This window comes from Streptomyces sp. SID5910 (assembly GCF_009862125.1).
Taxonomy (GTDB): domain Bacteria; phylum Actinomycetota; class Actinomycetes; order Streptomycetales; family Streptomycetaceae; genus Streptomyces.
This window is the reverse complement of sequence record NZ_WWHX01000604.1, coordinates 1-4048: the sequence shown is the minus strand read 5'-3', so window position 1 is coordinate 4048 and position 4048 is coordinate 1. Positions and strand designations below refer to the sequence as shown.

The window sequence follows — 4048 nt, the reverse complement described above, 5'->3', positions numbered from 1 at the left end:
GTGCGTGCGCTCGGCGTGCCGGGCGCGGTCGCTCCTGCCCGGGCGCGCTCGGGGCGCGCGGGGGCAGAAGGAACGTCGCGGACACGCCCGGGGCCGTCCGTCCCGCCGTTCGCTCCCGCCCCGGCGCGCACGCTCGCCGCAGGGGTACGCCCTTCGGGCCGGCGACAGGGCCTAGAAGACCACCAGCGCCCGGCCGCCCTTGCCGGCGAGCATGTTCTCGAAGGCCGCCGGAATGCCGTCCAGGGCGATGCGCTCGGTCACCAGGGCGCCGAGGTCCAGGCGGCCGGTGCGGACGTGCTCGGCCAGCACCGGGAGGTCGCGGGCCGGGTCGGCGTTGCCGTAGACGCAGCCGGACAGGGTGCGGCCCCAGTGGAAGATCTCCAGGGCGTTGAAGGCGACCTGCTGGTCCTTGCCGCCGATGCCGACGACCGTGGTGCGTCCGCCGCGCCGGGTGGAGTCCCAGGCCGTGCGGATGGTGACCGCGCGGCCGACGCACTCGACGGCCACGTCGACGCCCTGCTTGCCGGTGAGGCCGCGGATCTCGCGGGCGGTGGTGTCGGAGGCGACCAGGTAGTCGGTGGCCCCGGCGGCGCGGGCCAGCTCCTCCTTCGCCGGGGAGACGTCGACGGCGACGATCCTCGACGCGCCCGCGATACGGGCCGCCTGGAGGGTGGCGAGGCCCACTCCCCCGACGCCGAACACCGCGACCGCCTCGCCCTCGCGGACCTTCGCCGAGTGGTGGACGGCGCCGTAGCCGGTGAGGACGGCGCAGCCGAGCAGCGCGGCGTCGGTCAGCGGGATGCCGTCCGGGCAGGGCAGGACGCAGGACGCGGCGACGACCGTCTCCTCGGCGAACGCGGCGACGTTCAGGCCGGGGTGCAGGTCGGTGCCGTCGTCGGCGCGGCGGGCGTGCTTGTTCGCGGCGCCGTTCAGGGCGTTCGCGCACAGCCAGACCTCGCCGAGCGAGCAGGGGTGGCAGGCGCCGCAGGACGGGGCCCAGTTGAGGACGACGCCGTCGCCGGGCAAGACGTGGGTGACGCCCTCACCGACGGCGACGACGGTGCCGGCGCCCTCGTGGCCGAGTACGGCGGGGAGCGGCACGCGCATGGTGCCGTTGGACAGGGACAGGTCGGAGTGGCAGACCCCGGCGGCGGCGAGCCTGACCCGGACCTGGCCGGGGCCGGGCTCGGGCAGCTCTATGCCGGTGACCTCCAGCGGGGCGCCGACGGCGGGTACGACGGCGGCGCGGACTGCGGTACGGACGGCCATGACGTGGACGACTCCCCTGCGGGCTAGAACTGGAGGGACTTGGTCTGGAGGTACTCGCTGAGGCCGTGCGCGCCCAGTTCGCGGCCGACGCCGGACTGCTTGTAGCCGCCGAAGGGCGCCAGCGGGTTGAAGCGGCCGCCGTTGATGTCGACCTGGCCGGTGTCCATGCGGCGGGCGAAGGCGACCGCCTCCGCCTCGTCGCCGGCCCAGACGGCCCCGGCGAGGCCATAGACCGTGCCGTTGGCGATGCGCAGGGCGTCCTCCTCGTCCTCGTAGCGCAGGACCGACAGGACCGGTCCGAAGATCTCCTCCTGGGCGACGGTCATGTCCTCGGTCACGTCGGCGAGGACGGTCGGGCTGACGAAGTAGCCCTGCTCGCGCGGGGCTTCGGGGCCGCCCGCTGCGAGGCGCGCGCCCTCGGCGACGCCCTTCTCGATGTAGCCGCGCACCCGCTCGTGCTGCTTGGCGTTGACGACCGGGCCGATCCGGTCGCCGTACTTCGCGGCGGCCTCGGCGGCCAGCTCGACGGCCTCGTCGTACTGGTCGCGGTGGACCAGCATGCGGGTCCAAGCGCTGCACGTCTGGCCGGAGTTGGACATGACGTTGGCGACGCCGACGTTCACGGCCTTGGCGAGGTCGGCGCTCGGGAGGATCACGTTGGCGGACTTGCCGCCGAGTTCGAGGGCGACCCGCTTGACGGCGGCGCCGGCGATCGCGCCGATGCGGCGGCCGACGGCGGTGGAGCCGGTGAAGGAGACCAGGTCGACGTCCGCGTGCTCGGCGAGGGCCTGGCCGGCGACCGGGCCGAGGCCGGTGACCAGGTTGAACACGCCCGCCGGGACGCCGGCCTCGTCCACGGCCTCGGCGAAGAGCTGGGCGGTGAGGGGGGTGTCCTCGGCGGGCTTGAGGACGACCGTGCAGCCGGCGGCGAGCGCCGGGGCGACCTTGGCGACGATCTGGTGGAGGGGGTAGTTCCAGGGGGTGATGGCGCCGACCACGCCGATCGGCTCGTGGTGGACGACGGAGTTGCCGACCTTCTCCTCGAAGGCGTACGTCGCCGCCAGCTCGGCGTAGGAGCCGGCGACCGCGACGGGGACGGCGGCGTGCACGGCCTGCGAGAACTTCAGCGGTGAGCCGAGCTCGGCGGTGACGGTCTCGGCGATCTCGTCCTTGCGGGCCGCCAGCACGTCCCGCAGGGCGGCCAGGCGTGCGGCGCGTTCGGCGGGCGGGGTGGCGGCCCAGCCGGGCAGGGCGGCGCGGGCGGCCCGTACGGCGGTGTCCACGTCCAGGGCGGTGCCGGCGGGGACCCTGCCGATCACCTGCTCGTCGGCCGGGTTGACCACGTCGATCGTGTCCCGGCCGTCGGCGGGGCGCCAGGCTCCGTCGATGTACATGCCGTCGTGTGCCTTCATCGCGTTCCTTCCGGGCGGGCCTCGTCGTCCAGCCCCAAACTAGCGCCGATAGTTTTACGGCACCAGGGGCGGCCACCATGGTGGCGCGGCTCACCCTCCCGGCGGGCGGGATGCCGGCGGGATCACTCCTCCAGGTCCGGCAGGCGGGCCGGCGCGGGGCAGATCCGCTCGCCGTGCTGGTCGAAGACGAAGAGGTGGGCGAGGTCGACGAGGAGGGGGACCTGCATGCCGTGACGGAGATGCATGTCGGGGGTGGTGCGGACGATCAGGTCGCCGGGCAGGCGGCCGTCGGGAGCGGTGACGGCGGGGGCGGTGACGGCGGGTCCGGTGTCCGCCGGGCCGTCCGCGACCGCCACCGGGCCGGCGCGCAGGACGCCCGCCCGCTCCTTCAGCCGGCCGAGGACCGTGCCGTCGCGGCGGCGGCGTCCCGCGGGGCGGGCGGCGGGCCGCGGGGCCTCCAGGTCGGGCACGACGGCGGGACGCGAACCGGTGTTGAAGTGGACGAGCACCTCGTGGCCCTGGAACTCGACGTGCTCCACCAGGCCGGTGAGCAGCACCTCGCCGGGGCGGGCGGAGGCGGGGTCCGCGATCCGGACGGCCTCCGACCTGAGGCCGACGATGACCTCGCGCCCCTGCTGGACGCGGAGCAACTGGTGGTCGAGGGAGAGCGGTTCGGGCAGGCGCAGGAACTGCTTGCCGAGGCTGATGGTCATCGCGCCGTCGAGCGGGGCGCGGACGAGGCCGCGCAGCAGGTTGATGCGCGGGGTGCCGATGAAGGCCGCGACGAAGACGTTGCGCGGCAGGGCGTAGACGGTGCGCGGGGTGTCCACCTGCTGGAGCACTCCGCCGCGCAGGACGGCGACGCGGTCGCCGAGGGACATGGCCTCGGACTGGTCGTGGGTGACGTAGACGGTGGTGACGCCCAACTCGCGGGTGAGGCCGGTGATCTCGGCGCGCAGGTGGTTGCGGAGTTTGGCGTCGAGGTTGGACAGGGGCTCGTCCATCAGGAAGGCGGTGGGGCGGCGGGAGATGGCCCGGCCCATGGCGACGCGCTGGCGTTCGCCGCCGGAGAGCTGGGCGGGGAAGCGGTCGAGGAGGTCCTCGATGCCGAGCATGCGGGCGGTGGCGTCCACGCGGGGGCCGTGGTCGGCGCCGGGCGCCTCGACGCGCAGCGGGAAGCCGATGTTCCCGCGGGTGGTCATGTTGGGGTACAGGGCGAAGTTCTGGAACACCATCGACATGCGGCGCTCGGCGGGGAGCAGGTCGTTGGCGTACTCGCCGTCCAGCAGGAGCCGGCCCTCGGTGATCTCCTCCAGGCCCGCGATCATGCGCAGGAGGGTGGACTTGCCGCAGCCGGAGGGGCCGAG

The 4048-nt window shown here is 74.6% G+C and carries 3 protein-coding genes; all 3 read right to left on the bottom strand.

Annotated features, from left to right (window positions below; translation table 11 throughout):
* Positions 1-171: 171 nt before the first annotated feature.
* Positions 172-1269, bottom strand: coding sequence for a zinc-binding dehydrogenase (locus GTW67_RS21125; protein ID WP_161166371.1), 1098 nt, complete (start codon positions 1267-1269; stop codon positions 172-174).
* Between the two features lie 23 nt (positions 1270-1292).
* Positions 1293-2681: an aldehyde dehydrogenase family protein gene (locus GTW67_RS21120; protein ID WP_161166370.1), complete on the bottom strand. Its 1389-nt coding sequence runs from the start codon at positions 2679-2681 to the stop codon at positions 1293-1295.
* A 122-nt stretch (positions 2682-2803) separates the two neighbouring features.
* Positions 2804-4048: ABC transporter ATP-binding protein (locus GTW67_RS21115; RefSeq protein WP_161166369.1), on the bottom strand; the 1245-nt coding region annotated here is incomplete at its 5' end.